Source organism: Pseudomonas palmensis, assembly GCF_049942755.1.
Taxonomy (GTDB): Bacteria; Pseudomonadota; Gammaproteobacteria; order Pseudomonadales; family Pseudomonadaceae; genus Aquipseudomonas; species Aquipseudomonas palmensis.
In genome coordinates this window covers 4536018-4553971 of the sequence record NZ_CP187958.1, presented here as the reverse complement: position 1 = coordinate 4553971, position 17954 = coordinate 4536018, and the positions used below count along the sequence as shown (strand labels likewise).

The window sequence follows — 17954 nt, the reverse complement described above, 5'->3', positions numbered from 1 at the left end:
TGCAGAATCCGGCAGGCAGAAGTTGCAGGGCAGTGAAGCTGAAAGTGGGACGCAAGGCCGCCCGCTCCAGTGAGCAGCCTTGCGCATGCATGCAGGCAGGCCTTGCGGTGCGCCGCTGGCGCGGTTGCCCTTCAGTAGCGGAACTTGCCGCCATGAATGTCCTGCAGCACCTGATCGGTCACCCGCACGTAGGTTTCGGTGCCCGGCAGCCAGGCATACACCGGGTCTTCGCCGGTCTGGCTGGGGTCGAAGGCTTCGCTTCTGAGCTTGGTCTTCTGGTACTTGAAGGTGCCGGTGGTTTCCATGCAGGTCTTGACGCGCAAGAACATCGGCACCGCGTAGTGAGGCATCTGGCTCTTGACGAAGCGCAGCAGGTCGCAGAAATCCAGCTGCTCCAGCGGCGCCGACGGGGTGATGGCGGCCATCCCGGCGCGACCGTTGGTGTTCTTGATTTCCACCCCGTAGGCCACGGCTTCGGCAATGTGGGGGTGCTGCACCATGATGTTCTCGACTTCGGTGGTGGAGACGTTCTCGCCCTTCCAGCGGAAGGTGTCCCCCAGGCGGTCGACGAACTGGGCATGGCCAAAGCCGATATCGCGAATCAGGTCGCCGCTGTTGAAGTAGCGGTCGCCCTTTTCGAACACGTCGTAGAGCACCACCTTCTTGCTCTTCTCCGGGTCGGTGTAGCCATCGAACGGGGCGTCGTCGTCGATCTTGGCCAGCAACAGGCCCTGACCGCCCTTGCCGACCTTCTGCATGAATCCGTCGGCGTTGCGCCGTGGTTCGCCGGTGTCGTGTTCGTACTCCACCAGCGACCAGGCGTTGATGGCAAAGCCGATGGTGTTCTCGAAATTGAGGATGTTGGTAAAGCCGATGTTGCCGTCACTGGCGGCGTAGAACTCGCAGACCCGCTCGATGTTGAAGCGTTTCTTGAAGTCGAGCCACACGCCCGGACGCAGGCCGTTGCCGATCATCTTCACCACCGGGTTGTCGCCATCGTTGCCGGCCGCAGGCTGATCGATCAGGTAGCGACACAGTTCACCGACGTAGCAGATGGTGGTGGCCTTGAATTTGCGCGTGTCTTCCCAGAACTGGCTGGCGCTGAACTTGCGGCGGATGGCGAAGCCCGAGGCACCGGCCAATGCCGAGCCCCAGCTCACGCACAGGCCGGTGCCGTGATACAGCGGCAAGGTGCAATAGACGATGTCATCGGGGCGCATGTCCAGGGCGATCATGCCGAAGCTGCCGTAGACCTTCATCCAGCGCCCATGCTTGAACACCCCGGCCTTGGGCAGGCCGGTGGTACCGGAGGTGTAGATGTAGAAGCAGGCGTCGTCGAGGTAGACCTGCTGGGTAGTCGCCGGATTGGCCGTAGCGTGCCCCTGACTGGCAAGGGTCAGGTTGACGTAGCCCTCGGGGGCGGTGCCGGCATCGCGCGTGGTGTCGGTGTCGGCCAGGAAAAAGGTGCGCTGCCTGTCGATGGCCACCTCGTCGCGCACCGCCTCGAACGATGGCACCAGCTCCTGGCCGACGATGATCGCCGACGGGTTGACCAGGCCCAGGCTGTGGATCAGCACGTTGTTGGTCTGCGAGGTGTTGAGCATGGCGCAGATGCCGCCGATCTTGCTCACGGCCAGTACGCTGACCAGCAATTCGGGGCGGTTCTCGATGAAGATGCCTACCACATCGCCTTTTTTCAGGCCACGGGCCAGCAGGTAGTGGGCGAAACGGTTGGCCCACTGGTTGACCTGTTCGTAACTGAAGCGTGTGTCCTTGTAGAGCAGCGCCGGCCCTTGAGGGTTGCGCGCCACCGCCTGTTCGAAGGCCCAGCCCAGGCCACAGGGCTGATCGGCCTTGAGTTTGGAAACCTTGAGGCCCCTGACGAGCCGAGGAATGGCCCGAGTGATCGAGGGAATTTTGCGCAGCATCATGCCCCAGGTAATCATGTCGCTATTACTACTCATGGCACCTCCTGGTGGATTGACCGTGGCCGCCAGGCGGTTCGACAAACGCCATGACCAGCCAATCGTTTTTATTGTTGTGCACGCCATGTGAAAAAGTCCTCGCGCAGCGGGGTGCGCGAGGACGCCTGGTGCCGAACAATCAGAACTCGTCGGCGACCGACTCGAGGATCTTGCCCATCAGGTAGACCGTGGTGCGGGCCACTTGCTTGACCGCCTCTTTTTCTTCATCGGTCACGACCCAGCGGTCGATGGCGGCGTTGACCTGCTCGGAGTGCTTCTCGTCGATGATCGCGTGGGCGACGAAGAAGGTCAGTTGCTGATCGGTCAGCTTGAGATGGTTCTTGCACACGTCCATCAGGGGTTCGAGGTGCTCATAGCAGTCCTCGGCCCAGAAGCTGTAGCCCAGGCGCGGAATGATGCCGCGGCATACGGAAACGAAGTCCAGGTAGCCGTAGAACGCCTCGGTGGCCGGCAGCATCGGTTTCTCGAACTCCGACGGGTCCACGCCAATGGCGATCAGGTCGTTGTACGCCATGTTTTCGTGGCCCAGCTCTTCCAGCGCATGCTTCATCGCGAAACGCAGCAGGCCGACCTTCTTGTGGTCCTGGTTCCAGCACGCCACCGCCTGGTTGATCGCGTTGTTCTTGGTGTAGTGGTACACCTGGACAATCGACTTGATGTACAGCTCACGCTGCAGTTCGGGACGCTTCATCATCTGGAAGAAACGGCCGGCCTTGATCTTTTCCCATTCGGCGTCACAGATGGCTTTGAGCTCTTTGCGAAACGCGGTCACTTCAGTCATTTCACTCTCTTCCTTGGCGTGTTGATAAATCGTTCATGACACGTGTTATACGGTCAGGCGAATACGGCGTTACAGGCGCAGCACGGACTTGATGATGTAGATGAACTTGGAAAAGAAGCCCAGGCCTTCAATAGTGTCCCAGTGTTCCATCAGCACACCATTTTCAACACGGTAGATATCGATCACCTTGTAGTTCACCGTGAAGAACCTGTGCTTGGCCCAGTGCTTGGCATACAGGAAGACATAATCGCCTTCGGCGCAGACCCGCTCGATACTGGTACCCGACTCGGGGAACGTCTTGAAGAACTGCGTGAAGTAGGTCTTGAAGCCTTCGCGGCGCGGGGGAATGAACACGTTGTTGTGCTGCACGTAGTCCTCGGCAATCAAGGTATCGGCAACCGCCAGTTCACGCTGACCAAACATGCGCTCGTAAAACTCGATGACCACTTCTTTGTTCCTGGCTTCCATCTTGGATCAACCTCAATGTTGTCGTTATTGTGTGATGCTTATCCCGCCAGTGACTGCCTCGCGTGACGGGCGGCCAAGGTATGGCGAATCAGGTCATCGACGTCCTTCAGGTCTGCCGGGCAGCTGGGCAGGCCGAAGAAGGGCGTCACCGACGGCATCAGATCGCCTTTGTACAGGGCGTAGTAATGATCGCCACGGGCCTTGATCTGGAAGAAGATGCCGTCCTGATCGAACACGAAGCTGTCGAACTTCGGCGCCAGCCGTGGCTTCACATAGGTGATGAACGTCTTGTAGCCGCCTTGCAGGGCCACCAGCGAGGCACCGGTCATGGCCAGCCCGTTGACCACGTTCTTGACCGGGGCATGCTTGTCGACGATCAGGCGTGAAAGTTCGACGCACTCGTGCTCGTAGTTGGGCCCGGAGAACTGCACCAGTTGTTCATGGCTGATGAACTCACCCGACTCGTGAGGGAACGGCGTAATACGCTGAGTGCCGATGATTTCACCATCATGATAAAAGGCAAACACATAGGAACGCGGGTCGTATTCATCCAGGCACACGGTATTGTCGACCGAGTTACCAAACAGCGTCTTGTAATAGATCTTGCGCTGCCCATACAACCGGCTACGGGCACGAGAAAGTTCGATGAATTGCGCAGGCGTTACCACCTGCCTGACCTTTACCTTGTCAGACTGGCACAACTCCTGGAGGACTGAATCATAGAAACTGTAGATGGCCGAACCGGCGGAATCATCCTTGACCAACTGCATACTTGCCGAAGGCAAGTCAGCCTTGTTACTGGCGAGTGACGGCATGAGAAATCCCTTCTTATTGTGATCTGTAGTATTCAACTCAGCCCAGCGCACGACTTAAGTTTCCACAGGACAATACATAGCTTCGCCTCCTTGCGTAGATAGCCATAGGTTGTTGATTTACGGGCTGCGCACAGCCAGACACTCACCCGCTAGTGGCGGGCGTGCCGCTGAACCAGAGCGAGGTGCAGTCAGTTCGGTGGTAGCGAGGCCAAGGCTCGGCGGATCTGCTCCGCGCGCTCGCCCAGCACCTGTGGCGTGGCGATCGGGAGGTCCGCATGACCCAGGTTGAAACCGTCACCGACAAAGCGGGCCAGCACATGCAGGTGCGCGTGACCTACGGTCTGCCCGGCCACTGCGCCATCGCACAGCAGCAGGTTGATACCTTCACAGGGCTGTTCTTCGAGGCTCAGGCCGCTTTCACGCAGGGCGGCCGCCATCCGTTGACCCACACGCATCATGTGGCCACAGGTTTGAGGAGGGATATCACCCAGGCCGCTTGCGTGGGCCTTGGGAATGACCAAGACATGGCCAGGAGTGATCGGCTGAATCGAGAGAAAGGCCAGGCACTGCTCGTCTTCGTAGACAACGGCAGCCGGTGCTTCTTTCTTGGCGATTGCACAGAAAATGCAGTTCACGGATAGCTCCCTCTATTGTTGTAGGTGCAACCCCGGTGGAGGCATGAAGATCCGGGATGCTACAGGCTGCATTCCATTGCAGAGTTGACCGCGCAGCTTGTAGGAGAAATTACCCCTGGCCTTCCTCAGCTGTACACGGGAGTTTTGAAATTTTTTGTATCTGAATCCCGTAAATTTCCTAATGGGTTGATTTGAATGGGTTTTCCCAAGGTAACTTTTTGTATCAAGGCTGCATGGGGGCGTCACCGGCCAGGGCCATGAGGGCCGAGGACGGTGACGCCATCACTCACCCGCTGTGCGTGGGCTCGCCCGGCCTGAGCTACACGAACGCATCGGCATGAAAATGCGCGGGCTCCAGCCCCCGCTGCTCGACGAAATCGCGTCGCGCCGAGTCGACCACGATCGGCGCACCGCAGGCATAGACCTCGAAGTCCTTGAGGCTATGAAAGTCCTGCAGCACCTGGCGGTGCACGAAGCCGGTGGCGCCCTGCCAGTCGCAGGTCGGGCCCGGCTCGGACAGCACCGGGGTGTAGCGCAGCCACGGCAACTGCGCCTCCCAGGCCTGCAGCTGTTCATGCCGGTAGAGGTCCTCACGGCGCCGCCCGCCCCAGTACAGGTACACCGGGCGGCGGTTGTCGCCGCGCTCGCGCAGTTGCTCGAGCAGCGCCTGCACCGGGGCAAAGCCGGTGCCGCTGGCCAGCAACACCATCGGCCGTTGGCTGTCGCGCAGGTAGAACGAACCGAACGGCCCCTCCATGCGCAGAATCGCCCTGGGCTGCAACGCATTGAACACATGCCCGCTGAACACCCCGCCCGGCATGTGCCGGATGTGCAGTTCAAGCTGGTTGTCGCGCGCCGCTGCGGTGGCCATCGAGTAGCTGCGCCGGCTGCCGTCCTTGAGCAGCACCTGCACGTACTGCCCCGGCAGGTAGGCGAATGCGGCGCCCGGCGCGAGCATCAGGCGCAGCACCGCCACGTCGTGGCTGACCTTGTCGAGGCTGGCCACGCGCACGCCCATCTGCTGGATGCCGATGCCGCGCAGCTCGGTGACTTCCGGCGCGTCGATGACCAGGTCGGAACGTGCCCTGGCGCAGCAGAACAGCGCCAGGCCCTGGGCCCGCTCGGCTTCGCTGAGCACTGCCAGCGGGCTGTCGGCGTGGTCCACCTCGCCGCTGAGCACCTGGCCCTTGCAACTGCCACAGGTGCCGGTGCGGCAGCTGTGCTTGAGCATCAGGCCATCGGCCAGGGCAGCGTCGAGCACGCTCTGCCCGGCGTTGACCGGGCAGCTCAGGCCGACCGGCTGGATCTGCAGGGTGAAGCTCATGTGCGTACCCTCCGTCACTGCGCGCGTCCGGCGGCGGCCAGCAGGTCCAGCGCCACGTCGACGATCATGTCCTCCTGGCCGCCGACCATGCGCCGCTTGCCCAGCTCGACCAGGATGTCGACGGTTTTCAGGCCATAGCGCGCCGCAGCGATTTCGGCGTGGCGCAGGAAGCTGGAGTAGACCCCGGCATAGCCCAGCGCCAGCGATTCGCGGTCGACCCGCACAGGGCGGTCCTGCAACGGGCGCACGATGTCGTCGGCTGCATCCATCAGCGTGTAGAGGTCGGTGCCGTGGTTCCAGCCCAGGCGCTCGGCGGCGGCGATGAACACTTCCAGGGGCGCGTTGCCGGCGCCCGCGCCCATGCCGGCCAGGCTCCCATCGATGCGATCGCACCCCTCCTCCACCGCGGTGATCGAGTTGGCGACCCCGAGGCTGAGGTTGTGGTGGGCATGCATGCCGGTTTCGGTCTCGGGCTTGAGCACGGCCTTGAACGCGCGAAAGCGATCACGCACGTCCTGCATGTTCATCGCCCCACCGGAGTCGGCCATGTACACGCAGGTGGCGCCATAGCTTTCCATCAGCTTGGCCTGGGCGGCCAGCTGCTCGGCCGGGATCATGTGGCTCATCATCAGAAAGCCCACGGTGTCCATGCCCAGCGCGCGCGCATATTCGATGTGCTGGCGGGCCACGTCGGCCTCGGTGCAGTGGGTGGCCACGCGCACCACGCGGGCGCCGGCGTCATACGCGGCCTTGAGGTCATGCACCGTGCCGATGCCGGGCAGCAGCAGGGTGGTGATCCTGGCGTGGCTGATCACGTCGGCCACGGCCTCGATCCACTCCAGGTCGGTGTGGGCGGCAAACCCGTAGTTGAAGCTGGAGCCCTGCAGGCCATCGCCGTGGGCCACTTCGATGGAATCGACCCTGGCCTTGTCCAGCGCACGGGCGATGTCCTGCACGTTCTGCAGCGAGTACTGGTGGCGCACCGCGTGGCTGCCGTCGCGCAGGGTCACGTCGCTGATGTAGAGCTTCTTGGCGGGATTGAACGTCATGCGGGCATCCTCAGTTGTGCGCCATGGCCTGGGCCATGCGCTCGGCGGTCGCCATCGCGGCGGACGTCATGATGTCGAGATTGCCGGCGTAGGCCGGCAGGTAGTGGGCGGCGCCTTCGACTTCGAGAAACACCGAGGTCTTGAGCCCGCTGAAGCGGCCCAGGCCCGGGATCAGCAGCGGCGCCTGGGGCTCGATCACCTCGAACTGCACCTGCTGCTTGAGCCGGTAGCCGGGCACGTAGGCCTGCACCGCCTGGGCCATCTCGTGGATGGAGGCCTGCACGCGGGCCTGCTCGCAGGCTTCGGAGAGCACGAACACGGTGTCGCGCATGATCAGCGGCGGCTCGGCCGGGTTCATCACGATGATCGCCTTGCCCCTGGCTGCACCGCCGATGGCTTCGATGGCCTTGGAGGTGGTTTCGGTGAACTCGTCGATGTTGGCGCGGGTGCCGGGGCCGGCGGACTTGCTGGCAATCGAGGCGACGATTTCGGCGTAGTGCACCTTGGCCACCCGCGACACCGCGGCCACCATCGGGATGGTCGCCTGGCCGCCGCAGGTGACCATGTTGACGTTCAACTGCGCCAGGTTCTGCTCCAGGTTCACCACCGGCACGCAGTACGGGCCGATGGCTGCCGGGGTCAGGTCGATCAGGCGGATGCCGGGCTTGCGTGCGCGCAGGTAGGCGTCGTTGCGTACATGGGCGCCGGCCGAGGTGGCATCGAACACGAAGTCGATATCGGCGAACTCGGGCATGCGCGCCAGGCCCTCGACCCCTTCGTGGGTGGTGGCCACGCCCAGGCGGCGGGCGCGTTCCAGGCCGTCGGAGGCCGGGTCGATGCCGACCATCACGGCCATTTTCAGGTGCTTGCCGTGGCGCAGCAGCTTGATCATCAGGTCGGTGCCGATATTGCCGGAGCCGATGATGGCGACATTGAATTTTGCAGGGTTCATACGGCTTCTCCGTAGACTTCGGCGAGGAGGATGACGCTCGGGTCGAGGCTGTCGGCGTACAGGCGCTGCACGGCCTCGGCGCGCAGGCTCAAGGCGGTGCGCTGGTTGATGTAGCCCTTGTCGGTGATCTCGCCGTCGTTGAGGCTGGGCGGCGAATCGAGGATCACCAGGCGCACGGCATGCTGGGACGAGGCCGGGTATTCCCGGGCCAGTGCCTGCAGGCCCGCGCACAGCGCCAGGCGCACCTCGGGCTGCAGCGCCAGCTGTGCACCGCTCATGTGCTGGCCCTCGGCGCCGAGCAGGTCGCGCAGGGCCTGGGACGGGTAGACCAGCGCGCCGATCATGTCGCGGTCATGCCCGCCGATCACGCAGTCGCTGGCATACGGCGCCAGCGCGCTGACCAGGCGTGGGCGCAGCGTGCCCACCGACACCCAGGTGCCGCTGCTGAGCTTGAAGTCCTCGGTCACGCGGCCGTCGAACTGCACGCCCAGCTCGGGGCGCGCCGGGTCGACCAGGCGCCCGGCGTCGCCGATGCGGTAGAAGCCCTCTTCATCGAACGCCGCCAGGGTGCTGGCCGGGTCGCCCAGGTAGCGCGGGAACACCGAGGGGCCGCGCACGCGCATCTCCAGCTTGTCGCCGGCCGGCACGAACTTGAGCTGGGTGCCCGGTACCGGCAGGCCGATGATGCCGGCCTTGTCGGCGGCAAAATGCACGCTGGTGACCACCGGCGAGGTTTCGGTGGAGCCCCATTCAGTGGCGAAGAACAGCGGCATGTCGCGCACCTTCCCGGCACACGCCACCAGCCGGCTCCAGCTGCTTTGCGGCAGGGCGGCAGCGGCATAGAACAGCATGCGCAGGCGCCCGAACAGGGCCTGGGCCAGCGCCGGGTCGCGCTCCAGGTGCGGCAGCAGCATCTCGTAGCCGCGCGGCACGTTGAAGAACAGCGTGGGCCTGACCGAGCGGATGTTCTCCAGCGTACGGTCGATCTGCCCCGGCACCGGCAGGCCGTCGTCGATGTACAGGGTGCCGCCGTTGCGCAGTACCAGGTTGAAGTTGTGGTTGGCGCCGAACACGTGGCTCCAGGGCAGCCAGTCGAGCACGATCAGTTCGCCCTGCTCCAGAAAGCGCCAGCACTGGGCAATCGCCTGCTGGTTGGCGCAGAGCATGCCGTGGGTGTTGACCACGGCCTTGGGCGCACCAGTGGAGCCGGAGGTCATCAGGTAGCGCGCCGGGGTGTCGCCATCCAGGCGCGCGAAGGCGGCCATCACCGCCGGGGTCTCGGCCTTGTACAGGTGCGGCAGGGCCAGCGCGCCGGGGATTTCCTGGGCGTTGCGCGCCGCCACCACCGGGCAGTCCGGGTCGACCAGGGCGATGGCGCGGCCATAGGCATCGCCGTCGTTGACGAAGATCAGCCCCGGCTTGAGCACCTCGACAATCGCCTTGAGCTTGGCGCAGCCGCTGCCGGTATTGCGCGAGTAGGCCACCGAGATGGTCGACACCGGGATGCCCACGTGCATCGCCGCCAGGGTCAGCAGCGCCTGGTCCAGGTCGTTCTCCGAGAGCATCAGTAGCGGCCGGCCGGCTGCGATGTCCAGTTCCAGCAGGCCCTGGGCCAGGGCGCCGACGCGCTGGCGCACCTGCTCGTAGGTCAGGCTGAACCAGCCCGCGCCGCGCCGTTCGGCCAGGTAGGCACGCTGCGGCGCCTGCACGGCCCAGTGTTCCAGCCACTGGCCGATGCAGCGCGCATAGGGTTGCAGCGGCTCGGGCGAGCTGAGCACGAAGCTGCCGTCGGCACGCGGTTCGTACAGCACCTGGGCGGGGGCCAGCTGGGTGGGGTCGTTGAAGAAGTCGTACATTGCACGCCCTCGTGAGCGCGGCAGGCCGTCGGCCCGCTGCTCACTGGTTTTATTGTTGTAGGTACCGGCGGTCGGTCAGGCCGCCGGGTTCAAGCCGGCACGGCTCAGGTGAAGCGACAGCTCACTTCGCCCAGGCGGGTCAGGCGCAGGCGCAGGCTGTCGCCCGCCACCACCGGCACCATCGGCCCCAGCGCGCCGGACAGCAGCACGTCCCCGGCCTGCAGCGGGCGCCCGGCCAGGGCCATGGTGCGCGCCAGCCACAGGCAGGCATCCAGCGGGTTGCCCATACACGCGGCGCCCACGCCGATGGCGGCCTGGGCACCGTTCTTCTCCAGCAGCATGCCTTCCAGGGCCAGGTCCAGGCCGTGCAGGCTGACCGGGGTCTTGCCCAGCACGTAGAGGCCCGAGGAGGCGTTGTCGGCCACGGTGTCGACCAGGGTGATCTTCCAGTCCTCGATGGCCGAGTCGACGATCTCCAGCGCCGGCAGCACATGGTCGACCGCGCGCAGCAGCTCGCCCAGGGTGGTGTCGGGGTCGGGCAGGTCGCGCCCCAGCACGAAGGCGATCTCGCCCTCGGCCTTGGGCTGGATCAGCCGCGTGCTGTCGATGGCCTGGCCATCGTGGCATTCCATGTCGGTGAACAGCATGCCGAAATCGGGCTGGTCGACGCCCAGTTGCTGCTGCACCGCCAGCGAGGTGAGGCCGACCTTGCGCCCGCTCAGGCGCCGGCCGGCGGCCAGCGCGGCCTGGGTGGCGAGTTCCTGCACGGCGTAGGCGTCGTGCAGCGACTGGATGTCGAAACGCTCGGAAATGCGCCCGCACGGGGTGCGGGTCGAGCGGGCCTGGGCCAGCGCTGCGGCGGCGGCCTGAAGGTTGGGGTGGGTCATGGGATTGCTCCTGAACGGGTCCGGTTGGCTTACAACGCGCGCGCGCGACTCTGGCGATAGCCCTGGTGCAGTTCGTCGACCAGCTCGGCCACGCTGCAGGTGCGGGTGATCTGGCCCACGCCCTGCCCCGCCGACCACACGTGCTTCCACGCCTTGTTGGCGGTGGCGATGTCGCCGGAGAAGTCGATGCTGGGGCGGGTTTCGCTGCGCGGGTCGATGCCGGCCTTGTCCAGCGACGGCTGCATCCAGTTGGCCAGCACACCGCTGACCGCCTTGGTGGTGGTCACCTGGTCCAGCGAGCACTCCACCAGCATGTCGCGGTAGGCGTCCTCGACCAGGCTTTCGTGGGTGGCGATCAGGCGCGTGCCCACCAGCGAGAAGTCGCAGCCCAGCACCTGCGCGGCATGGATGTCGCGCCCGTTGGAGATCGCCCCGGCCAGGCCCAGCGGGCCGTCCCAGAACTCGCGCACTTCGGCGACGAAGGCGAACGGGTTGTAGTTGCCTGTATGCCCGCCGGCGCCGTTGCACACCAGCACCAGGCCATCGACGCCGGCGGCCACGGCCTTGCGTGCCAGGGCCGGGCTGATCACGTCGGCGATCACCACCCCGCCATAGGCGTGCACGGTGTCGAGCACGCGCTTGGGGCTGCCCAGGGCGGTGGAAACGATCGGCGGCTGGTAACGGCGCACCAGCTCAAGCTCGGCCTCGAAGCGGTCGTAGGTGCTGTGCACGATCATGTTGAGCATCCACGGCGCCCACTGTTCGCCACGCTGCTGCGCGGCGTCACGCTCGCCGACGATCTGTTCCAGCCATTGCTGCAGTTGCTCGACGGTGCGCGCATTGGGCGCCGGCAGGCTGCCGACGATGCCGGCCTGGCAGCTGGCGGCGAGCAGGCGCGGGCCCGACACCAGGAACATCGGCGCGGCCAGCACCGGCAGGTCGAGCCCGGCGAACAGGTTCAGGAGTTGCTGTTGCGGTGCACTCAGGCTTGTTGTTGTCATCACGCATCTCTCTTGTTCTGGTTATCAAGGCTCAGGCCTTGCGCGACCGCGTGGGGCCGGCGCTGCGAATCTCCCAGCCGCCATCGCTGTGGATGATGTTGGCGGTGGTCAACCCGGCATTCTCGCGCGAGGCCAGCAGCACGTAGTGCCCGGTGTGGTCCTCGGGCTCGGCAATCCGTTGCAGGGGCACAGCCTGCGCGGCACCGGCCTCGAACCCGGGGATCTGGTTGAGCGGTACGCTGCGGCTGTTCAGGCCATCCAGGCTTTTCATCGGCGTGTTGGTCGCCCCCGGCGCCACGCCGTTGACCCGGATATCCGGCGCCAGCTCGTAGGCCAGCTGGCGGATCATGCCCACCAGCGCATGCTTGGCGGTGACGTACAGAATGCCACCACCGCCGGCATAAAAGGCACTGTTGGACAAGGTAAAGATCATGCTGCCACGGGTTTGGCGCAGCGCCTCGATCGACGCCTGCGCGCCGAGCAGGTAGCCCTGCACGTTGGTGGCGAAGAGTTTCTGGAACGCACCCTCGAAATCCTGCGGGGCGATGCGGTCCAGGCGGGTGAAATAGTCGAACACCGCGGCGTTGCCGACGAAGGTGTCGAGCCTGCCGAACGCCTCCAGGGTGGCGGCCACGGCGCGCTGGTTATCCTGATAGCGCGCCACGTCGCCCTGCACGGTGATCACCGCATCGCCCAGCTCGGCAGCCAGCGCCGCCAGTTGCGCCGCGTCGCGGCCCATTACCGCGACCCTGGCGCCTTCGGCCACGTAGCGGCGCACGATGGCGCTGCCGATGCCGCCGGTACCGCCGGTGACCAGTGCCACCTGCCCTTTCAACCAAGCCATGTGCAGGCCCTCATAGGAACGTGTTGATGTTCTTGCACAGCAACATCGCGTTGGGGATCAGAATCTTGCGCTTGAGCAGCTTGAGGCCCTCGGCCTCCAGGCGCAGCACGTCCTCGCGCCGCCCGGCCAGCTGGGCGTGTTCGTCCAGGCCGCGGCTGCGCACGTTGACGAAGCACGAGTACGCCAGGTACTCGCCCGGCGCGGCGCCGGCGTACACCTCGATGTTGCTGACCAGGTGCACGTTGCGCGTGGGCGGGTTCTCGGCCCAGGCCGAGGGCTGCTTGAAGCGCGCCACGCGGCGCTTGAGCTCGCGCATGCCGTCATCGAAGAAGGCCATGTGCTCCAGGCGGTAGGGCCCGGACTTGTCTTCGCGGCGACGGTTCTCGATGCCGGGCATCCAGTAGTGGATGGCTTCGCTCAGGCTCAGCAGCCATTGGTCCCAGCACTCGTTGTCGAGCAGGCGCGCCTCGCGCAGCAGAAACTGTTCGACCCGGCGGGCCTCGTCGATGGACACCGGGGTGTCCTGCAGTTGGTGTGTCATCTCGCCCCCCTCAGCGCAGCGTGCCGTTGCGGTCTGGTACGTCGGCCCAGGTCGGTGCCTGCAGCAGGTCTTTCCAGCGCTGGTAGAACGCCCGCGCGTTGCATTCGTTGAGCTGGCCCTTGAACACGTTGCCCGGCAGCTCGCTGTCGTCCAGGCGGGTGTGCATGCCCAGGCCCACGTACAGGTCCTGGTAGCGCGTGACCACGCCACGGCTGGTCTTGGTGCAGTATTCCCAGTTCTCGCCGTCGTCCATCTCGAACACGCCGGTGGGCGAGAAGGTCATCATCGCGCCACGGCGCCATTTGTCCTTGATGTCCTGCGGGGCGTTCTTGTTGACGATGACCCAGGTGAACAGCTCGATCTTGTGCGGGCCACGCGGCTGCCAGATGCGCACGGTGTTCTGCCCCGGCAGGAACGAGAAGTTGGGGAACACGGTGAACGAGGAGATCGCGCCGATCAGCTTTGAGCGGAACTCGCCCAGGCGCTCGGCGACCTTGGGGCGCAGCACGTGCAGGTACTTGTTGATGTCCTTTTCGCCCAGGGTGGCGGCGTTGCCGACCACGTCGGTGGCGAACTCGTAGCCGTGGCCGTTCCAGTTCACCGAGTAGGATTCGGGCAGTTCGCCGACATTGGCCACCGGGCCGCCGAGCATGGCCTTGGCCGCCGAGTCGTGGGTCCAGCCGCCGTGCAGGATGTCGCCGACGAAGTTTTCGGCGGCGATCTTCCAGTTGCACTCGATGGTGGAGCGGATGCAGCCGCCCAGGAACTCGCTGCCGCCCTCGTCCATGTCGAGCATCACGTCCATGTACCAGGTCATCGGCCCGAGGTACTCCTCCAGGGTCGGCGCATCGCTGGCAAAGGTGGCGAACACCAGGCCCTTGTAGCTGGCCACGCGGGCTTCGCGCAGGCCATGCCTGGACTTGTCGAACTGGCTTTCTTCGTAGCACTTGGATTCGTGCATGCCCATCAGGCGCCCGCCATCGGCGCCGAACGACCAGCCGTGGTAGTTGCAGATGAAGCCGCGGGCGCTGCCGGCCTCGGCAAAGCACACCTTGTTGCCGCGGTGCGGGCAGGCATTGAGGAACACCTTGATCGAGGCGTCCTTCTGGCGTACCACCAGCACTTCGTCTTCACCCATCGAGGTGGTCAGGTAGTCGCCGGACCTGGGCAGCTGGGATTCGTGGGCGACGAACAGCCAGCAGCGCGCGAAGATCTTCTCCAGCTCCTGCTCGTAGATCGCCTCGTCCCAGAACACCTTGCCCGACAGGCGCCCCTCCTGCATGTCGCAGAGGCGGTCGAGGTTGCCCAGGGCGGGCGTGCTTTCGAGGGTTCTGAGCGGTATGTGCTTGTTGTTATCCATGGTTCAGACTCACAGGTATGCGGTTGGACGGCGCCCGGTCAGACCGGGCTGTCGGCGTCGGCCAGCGCCTCGTCGGCTTCCAGGGCCGTGTCGGCATACACCTCGCGGTCGGTGACAATGACCTTGTAGGTGCGCAGGTGCCGTTCGCAGGGGAAGGTCACGGCCTTGCCGCTGGGGATATGGAACTGGCCCCAGTGCACCGGGCAGGTGATCAGGTCGTCTTCCATGTCGCCTTCGGCCAGCGAGGCGGTGGCGTGGGTGCACATGTCGGTGGTGGCGTAGAAGGTGCCGCCCAGGTTGTAGACGCACAGGGCATCGCCATCGCCGTTGGCGACCTTCTTCAGTTCGCCCGGCGCCAGCTCGTCACGCTGGCAAAGCAGTACGCGGCTCATGCCGGCTCCTCGTTGTTGAGTTGCACAAAGCCCAGGCCGGTGACCCAGGCGGGCACGGCTTCATAGGCGATCACTTCACCGCGCGGACGCTCCAGGGCGGCCATGGCGCAGGCGAAGTTGCGGATTTCCATCGCGCCGTTGCCGGCCCGACGCAGGATGTCTTCGTCGCGGTAGGCGCACAGTGCCTGCAGGTCGCCGTTGACCCCGTGGGCAAGGATTTCGCGGTCGAAGTCCTCGGCCACCTGGCCCATCTCGACGGTGCCTACCCAGTGGCTGATGCCGCCGCTGCCGATGATCACCACGCGCTCGTCGGCGTCGAACGCCTCGACTGCCGCGCGCAGTTGCCGGCCCAGGTCGGCCGAGCGCTCCAGCGAGATGTACGGGTCGACGCCGCACGCCAGGTACACCGGGATGCTCGGCAGCTCACGGCCCAGCAGGGCCTCGGCCGGCTTGACCACCAGCTGGTGCGGGATCGAGAACGAATGGTCGACGGTGAAGCTGCGCGCCACGGTCCAGTCCACGCCCTGCCCTTCACCGTGATGGACGATGTGCTCGGCCAGCGCCTGGTGGTTGCGCACCACGCCCCGGTCCAGGCCCGGCAGGCGGTCGATGGGGCCGTCCACGTCGCCGGTGCCGATCACGTAGCGCGGCAGGCAATGGGGGCCGAACAGGATGTAGTGATCACAGCCGACGATGATCACCGCCGTGGGCTGCAAGGCGGCCAGGCGCTCGGCGCATTGGGCATAGGCGCCCCATACGGCATCGCGTTGTGCGGCCGGTGGCGCATCGGGCGCCACGAACATCACCGGGTCATGCGGCATCCAGAAGCCGCCCACTATCTTGCCCATCGGTTCACCCCTTGAGCGCGGCGGAAAACCCCGCGCCTTGTTCATCGGTACAGCCCAGGCGCTGCTTGTAGACGCGCATGCTGCGTTGCGGCGAAAGCTCCTGCCAGAAGCCCATGGTCAGCATCGGGTTGACCCCGGCCGCCTGCAGGCCGGCCACGTCGAAGTCGAGGATCATCTGCGCCTCGTCGGGGGCCAGGGCGAAGCGCTGCACGAAGCCTGCGGCGTCTTCACGAAAGCGCTGCTTGGCCGCGCGCTCCACGCACAGCTGCCACAGCACCCGCTCCATCACGTTTCTGCTCATGCCGGACTACTCGCCGAGAAAGTCGCGAACCAGCGCGGCAAAGCGCCGTGGCTGTTCGCTCTGGACCCAGTGACCGCAGCGCCCGAACAGGTGCAGGTCGGCGTCGGCAATGCTGTTGGCGATCAGCAGCCCGCACTCCGGCGGCACCACACGGTCTTCGCGGCCGTGTACCACCAGCGTCGGCGCCACGATCTTGGCCAGCGCGGCGGCGGGGAAGCCCTTGACCATCGTCTGGCCTTCGGCGGCGGGCTGCGGGATCAGCTTGCGCAAGGCGGCCTGGGCACCGGGCCGGGCACTGGCCTCGTAGCGGGCCTGCACCATGGCGTCGGTGATCAGCGCCTTGTCGTAGGGGAACAGCTCCATCAGCTGGCGCATGTTGGCCAGCGACGGCTCGTACTCCCAGGCACCGCGCAGGCCGGGGGTCTGCACGAACTCGCCGGCCGGGGTGCCGAGCAGCACCAGCTTGTTGACGCGCTCGGGGGCGAACACCGCCAGGCCGATGGCCAGGGCGCCGCCGAACGAGTTGCCGATGAAGGAGGCCTTCTGGATATCCAGGGCATCCATGATGCCGATCAGGTGGCTGACCCACAGCTTGATGTCGTACCGGGCGTCATCCTTGAACTCGGTGAAACCGAAGCCGGCGATGTCCGGCACGATCACCCGCCAGCGGTCGGCGAACACCGGCACACTGGCGGCCCAGTTGGCCCAACCCGAAACACCCGGGCCCGAGCCGTGCAGCAGGAACAGCGGCTCGCCCTGGCCGGCCTCGTGGTAGTGGGTGTGGTGCCCTGCTGCGAGCAGAGTCTTTGCAGTTGCGCTCATGTCGGCCTCCGGTTTTTATTCTTAACATACAGTTGTGTATCTGCATGCTATTTACCGTTTTGACCTGAGTCAATGAAAAAACATGACTATTTTCAAATAATGAGCAGCCGTACCTACACCTATGTACTGTCATGTATGGCAGGATGCGGACACCCGGCACTGGCCTTGTGGCCAATGCCGGCAATAGCTTCGCCGTTGCGGCGGGCGTTAGAATGACGGTTTGCTGCCAAGGCCAAGCGTCGAACCCTGCGCTGCCCTGGCGCTTATCCAGCTTGTTGGACAAGGCCCTACACAATGTCATCACGCACCAACCTCACGCGGGAAGATTGGATTCATGCGGCACAGGAAGTGCTTGTCACCAGCGGCGTCGACGCCGTGCGCGTCGACACCCTGGCCAAGGAACTGAAGATCACCCGTGGCAGTTTCTACTACCACTTCAAAAGCCGCGGCGAACTGCTCGAAGGCATCCTGGGCAACTGGCGCGCACGCGCCACCGAGGATGTGATCCTCAACCTGCGCACGGCCCACAGCTCGCCGCTGCAGCAGTTGCAGCGCCTGCTGGAGCTGCCTTCCCACGGCCAGACCGCCAAGGACGCCGCCTCAATCGAACTGGGCATCCGCGGCTGGGCTCGGCGCGACAAGCAGGCGCGCCAGGCCATCGACGAGGTGGACAGCCACCGCCTGAACTACATCGAGGGGTTGCTGATTCAGGCCGGCGTGCCCAGCGACGAAGCCCAGGACCGCGCCTACCTGATCTACGCCTACCAGATCAGCCTGTCGCTGCTGCACAGCGAAGACACCCCGCAACAACGCCTGGCGCGCAGCCAGCGCATGGCCGGCATCCTCCTCCCCGCGTGCAGCCACGCCCCGGCCTGAGCGCCTGTGCCGACCCGCTCGGCACATTGCAAATACACAAATGTATCTTTGTATATCCAATACCCGCCATCCAGCGGGTATTGGCACGCTCGTCTTGAAAAATATTTATTCAATAAATTCAAATAGATAATCGAATAAATCGGCGAATGCAGGCGCGCCGCTGCGGCGCCTGTTGACAAGCCGCCCACCTTCCCGCGTAGTCTATACATACACATGC

The 17954-nt window shown here is 65.0% G+C and carries 19 protein-coding genes; 1 reads left to right on the top strand and 18 read right to left on the bottom strand.

Features of this window, described 5'->3' with window-relative positions; translation table 11 throughout:
* Positions 1 to 131: 131 nt before the first annotated feature.
* The 18 genes from ACPRTJ_RS21100 to ACPRTJ_RS21015 all read right to left on the bottom strand — a co-directional run bounded on the left by ACPRTJ_RS21100 (position 132) and on the right by ACPRTJ_RS21015 (position 16861).
* Complete coding sequence (locus tag ACPRTJ_RS21100) at positions 132 to 1964, bottom strand: long-chain-acyl-CoA synthetase (RefSeq protein WP_043859799.1); 1833 nt, start codon at positions 1962 to 1964, stop codon at positions 132 to 134.
* 139 nt (positions 1965 to 2103) lie between these two features.
* Complete coding sequence (locus ACPRTJ_RS21095) at positions 2104 to 2766, bottom strand: iron-containing redox enzyme family protein (protein ID WP_043859798.1); 663 nt, start codon at positions 2764 to 2766, stop codon at positions 2104 to 2106.
* 69 nt (positions 2767 to 2835) lie between these two features.
* Positions 2836 to 3234 carry a nuclear transport factor 2 family protein gene (locus ACPRTJ_RS21090; RefSeq protein WP_043859797.1) on the bottom strand — a complete coding sequence of 133 codons (399 nt, stop codon included), beginning with the start codon at positions 3232 to 3234 and terminating at the stop codon, positions 2836 to 2838.
* Between the two features lie 38 nt (positions 3235 to 3272).
* Positions 3273 to 4049, bottom strand: coding sequence for a hypothetical protein (locus ACPRTJ_RS21085; RefSeq protein ID WP_231390606.1), 777 nt, complete (start codon positions 4047 to 4049; stop codon positions 3273 to 3275).
* Between the two features lie 188 nt (positions 4050 to 4237).
* On the bottom strand, positions 4238 to 4684 hold the full coding sequence (locus ACPRTJ_RS21080; protein WP_043859795.1) for an HIT family protein: 447 nt from the start codon (positions 4682 to 4684) through the stop codon (positions 4238 to 4240).
* A gap of 319 nt (positions 4685 to 5003) precedes the next feature.
* Positions 5004 to 6008 carry a CDP-6-deoxy-delta-3,4-glucoseen reductase gene (locus tag ACPRTJ_RS21075; protein WP_426427256.1) on the bottom strand — a complete coding sequence of 335 codons (1005 nt, stop codon included), beginning with the start codon at positions 6006 to 6008 and terminating at the stop codon, positions 5004 to 5006.
* A gap of 14 nt (positions 6009 to 6022) precedes the next feature.
* Entirely contained in the window at positions 6023 to 7057 is a 1035-nt protein-coding gene (dmpG, locus tag ACPRTJ_RS21070) for a 4-hydroxy-2-oxovalerate aldolase (protein WP_426427255.1), read from the bottom strand.
* A 10-nt stretch (positions 7058 to 7067) separates the two neighbouring features.
* Positions 7068 to 8009, bottom strand: a complete 942-nt coding sequence (locus tag ACPRTJ_RS21065) for an acetaldehyde dehydrogenase (acetylating) (protein ID WP_043859792.1) — start codon at positions 8007 to 8009, stop codon at positions 7068 to 7070.
* The gene (locus ACPRTJ_RS21060; RefSeq protein ID WP_426427254.1) at positions 8006 to 9865 is read right to left on the bottom strand and encodes a feruloyl-CoA synthase; all 1860 of its coding nucleotides are present in this window, start codon (positions 9863 to 9865) and stop codon (positions 8006 to 8008) included. Before ACPRTJ_RS21060 ends, ACPRTJ_RS21065 begins: the two co-directional genes overlap by 4 nt.
* A gap of 104 nt (positions 9866 to 9969) precedes the next feature.
* Entirely contained in the window at positions 9970 to 10752 is a 783-nt protein-coding gene (locus ACPRTJ_RS21055; RefSeq protein WP_426427253.1) for a 2-keto-4-pentenoate hydratase, read from the bottom strand.
* Between the two features lie 29 nt (positions 10753 to 10781).
* The gene (locus ACPRTJ_RS21050; protein WP_043861080.1) at positions 10782 to 11753 is read right to left on the bottom strand and encodes an NAD(P)H-dependent flavin oxidoreductase; all 972 of its coding nucleotides are present in this window, start codon (positions 11751 to 11753) and stop codon (positions 10782 to 10784) included.
* 31 nt (positions 11754 to 11784) lie between these two features.
* Positions 11785 to 12597 (bottom strand): 3-(cis-5,6-dihydroxycyclohexa-1,3-dien-1-yl)propanoate dehydrogenase, encoded by an 813-nt coding sequence (gene hcaB / locus ACPRTJ_RS21045; protein WP_054916105.1) that lies wholly within the window; start codon positions 12595 to 12597, stop codon positions 11785 to 11787.
* A 10-nt stretch (positions 12598 to 12607) separates the two neighbouring features.
* Positions 12608 to 13138: a 3-phenylpropionate/cinnamic acid dioxygenase subunit beta gene (locus ACPRTJ_RS21040; protein ID WP_426427252.1), complete on the bottom strand. Its 531-nt coding sequence runs from the start codon at positions 13136 to 13138 to the stop codon at positions 12608 to 12610.
* Between the two features lie 10 nt (positions 13139 to 13148).
* Positions 13149 to 14498, bottom strand: coding sequence for an SRPBCC family protein (locus ACPRTJ_RS21035; protein WP_426427251.1), 1350 nt, complete (start codon positions 14496 to 14498; stop codon positions 13149 to 13151).
* Positions 14499 to 14536: 38 nt separating this feature from the next.
* Positions 14537 to 14890 carry a non-heme iron oxygenase ferredoxin subunit gene (locus ACPRTJ_RS21030; protein WP_043861076.1) on the bottom strand — a complete coding sequence of 118 codons (354 nt, stop codon included), beginning with the start codon at positions 14888 to 14890 and terminating at the stop codon, positions 14537 to 14539.
* Positions 14887 to 15738, bottom strand: coding sequence for a protocatechuate 3,4-dioxygenase (locus ACPRTJ_RS21025; protein ID WP_058541176.1), 852 nt, complete (start codon positions 15736 to 15738; stop codon positions 14887 to 14889). The genes ACPRTJ_RS21030 and ACPRTJ_RS21025 overlap by 4 nt, the downstream gene beginning before the upstream one ends.
* 4 nt (positions 15739 to 15742) lie before the next feature.
* The gene (locus tag ACPRTJ_RS21020; protein ID WP_043861074.1) at positions 15743 to 16039 is read right to left on the bottom strand and encodes an extradiol ring-cleavage dioxygenase; all 297 of its coding nucleotides are present in this window, start codon (positions 16037 to 16039) and stop codon (positions 15743 to 15745) included.
* A 6-nt stretch (positions 16040 to 16045) separates the two neighbouring features.
* Positions 16046 to 16861 carry an alpha/beta fold hydrolase gene (locus ACPRTJ_RS21015; RefSeq protein WP_054916107.1) on the bottom strand — a complete coding sequence of 272 codons (816 nt, stop codon included), beginning with the start codon at positions 16859 to 16861 and terminating at the stop codon, positions 16046 to 16048.
* A gap of 294 nt (positions 16862 to 17155) precedes the next feature.
* On the opposite strand from ACPRTJ_RS21015, the gene ACPRTJ_RS21010 reads away from it, so the two are divergent.
* Positions 17156 to 17737, top strand: a complete 582-nt coding sequence (locus ACPRTJ_RS21010; protein WP_043861072.1) for a TetR/AcrR family transcriptional regulator — start codon at positions 17156 to 17158, stop codon at positions 17735 to 17737.
* Positions 17738 to 17954: the final 217 nt, after the last annotated feature.